Below are 2,070 nucleotides of genomic sequence, written 5' to 3'. Positions count from 1 at the left end.
GGGGGAGGAGGAACGGGATGCGGCCGAGGAGTTCGTCCGGGGTCTCGGGCGGATCGGGGTGGACAGCGGTGACGGCGAGCCACTGCGCGAGGGTCGTCTTGCCGGAGCCGGCGACGCCGCGGAGCAGGACGCGGGGGCGGTCGAGGCGAACCAGCAGCTCGTCGGCGCGGGCGGGGGCGGTGGTTGCGCCGCTGGGGGTCTCGGCCTGGAGGGAGACGTAGCTGGCGTCCAGCGGCCACTCGCGGGCGTGGTCGAGGTCGAGCCCGAAGATGGTCAGCTCGCGGTGGCGCGTGGCGATGTACGTGGTGTAACGGCGTTCGAAGTCGGTGTCGGCGGCGAGGGGATGCGGGTTGCGCTCGATGAGCAGGTCGATCCGAGCGATGGCGCGGTCGAGCTGCTGGCTCTGCTCGACGAGGGTGCGGGCGACGAACGTGGAGCGCTGCGTGAAGAAGTTCAGGATATGCAGGCAGACCGTCTGCAGGAGTTCGTTGTGGGCCTGCCATACCTCGGTGCTGAAAAAGCTGCGAAAATCGGACCGGCGACCTCTCAGTTGCCGCGCGAGCCCGTCGGGGCCGAGCTGCACGGCCTGGACGTCGTCCATGTCAAGGCTGCCGAGCCGGGACAACGCTTGCCCCAGGGCAAAGCGCATGTCTCGCTGCGCCTCGGCGGAGAGCTCGACCTGCCCCTCGTTGGCCTTGATCCAGCTTTGAAACACCCCCTTGCCGATCTTGCGCAGGTCGTCCGTGCTGAGCGTGTGCTTCTCGCCCTTGAACGACACCAGGCTCGACACCCGCACCGGTTTGTCGACCAGGCCGGCGCCGGGGCCGTCCTGGCGGAAGAGCCGTTTGATCAGCGGGGCTATGGCCGTCGAGGCGATGCGGGTGCCTACCGTCGTCGGGTCCATGCTGCGGAATCCCCTCCTGTTCCTATCCCCAGCGGTCCGGGGCGGCCCAGGACCTTGTCGCCGTGGTGGACGCCCAGTCGCCGAACGCTTCGATTGGGGCCAGCAGCGTACGGCCAAGCGGCGTCAGCTTGTACTCCACACGGGGTGGGGCCTCGCCGGTAGCGGCGATGGGTGACCAGGCCGTGGAACTCTAGGCGGCCATGTCGACAGGACTCCAGTCGGACGGGTCCCGCCACCGCCAACACCCCCCGGTGTGATCAGGCGACTACACGAGCGACGGTAGCGTTCAGGCGGCTAAGCTGCAACGCAAAGCCGCCTGACGGTTACTGCGAATGCGTCTTCGCCGGGCGCTGAGACAATCCGCCTTCAGAGCATCGGCTAAGGCGCGAAGCTCGGTTCGCCGCATCACGAGCACCTCAGCCCGGGTTCTTCGAGTCTCGGATGGCTACGTGCGCGCAGAGTTCGGCAAGCTCCATGCAGGCGGTGGCGCCACCGCACAGGTGCTCCTCCGCCACCGCGCCGAGACCACAAGACGAATGGCTGGCTTGAATGTTTGGCGGCGGGTTCGTTACCGGTCGACGGAAGTACCGGAGACGGTGCCGCGCACGTCGGCCAGGCCCGGTCTTCGGCGTGCACCCGTCGCCGGCTCCGGAACACCCGCTGGTGCATGAGTGCCACGGCGGTAGCCCGCTGATCGCTGGCTGCCACTCAAGCCCTGGCGAAGCGTGACACCTGGACAAGTGCCGAGCTCCGAAGCCAGCGCCCGGAGCTGACGGCGGCCCCTCGCGCAACGTCTGCGGGGTATATGTGGGGTGGCGGACGCCAGGAGGCGGATAGTGCCTGGTCAGGGGCCCGGGTCCGGGAGACTGTAAATCTGCCGGCTCAGCCTGCCCAGGTTCGAACCCTGGCGCCGCCACCCTAGCGATTCGGCCCCTGACCTGCTGTTCGGCAGATCAGGGGCCCTTTGGTGTTCTCAGCTTGGTGTTTAACCTTGGCCGTTCACCTGACCTGCTGATCTTGATTCTTTCCCGGGACAGCAGGGCGGCCGTTCTTCACGCTTCGAGGTGTCGAGCAACGTCGCGTGAAGGAACGGCCGCTGGTGAAGAGTCTCGCCCCTGAACAGACCGCTGACGCCGCGTTGGGCGTCCTGTCCCACTTTCGTGTCG

Annotated in this window: 1 protein-coding gene, 1 tRNA gene and 1 pseudogene; 1 reads left to right on the top strand and 2 read right to left on the bottom strand. The window is 67.6% G+C overall.

All coding sequences use genetic code 11. The features are described 5' to 3' along the window. Both E1265_RS35780 and E1265_RS40910 read right to left on the bottom strand, forming a co-directional pair. A pseudogene (locus E1265_RS35780) lies at positions 1–904 on the bottom strand (ATP-binding protein); the annotation flags it as partial. A 22-nt stretch (positions 905–926) separates the two neighbouring features. After that, positions 927–1,043: a hypothetical protein gene (locus E1265_RS40910; RefSeq protein ID WP_347877293.1), complete on the bottom strand. Its 117-nt coding sequence runs from the start codon at positions 1,041–1,043 to the stop codon at positions 927–929. Positions 1,044–1,732: 689 nt separating this feature from the next. On the opposite strand from E1265_RS40910, the gene E1265_RS37640 reads away from it, so the two are divergent. Then, positions 1,733–1,820: transfer RNA gene (locus E1265_RS37640), tRNA-Tyr, on the top strand. Positions 1,821–2,070 lie beyond the last annotated feature (250 nt).

Origin of the sequence: Streptomyces sp. 8K308 (genome assembly GCF_004348315.1) — a bacterium.
Classification (GTDB): Bacteria; Actinomycetota; Actinomycetes; order Streptomycetales; family Streptomycetaceae; genus Streptomyces.
The sequence above is the reverse complement of the archived record's forward strand: the minus strand, read 5'-3'. Positions and strand labels throughout refer to the sequence as shown.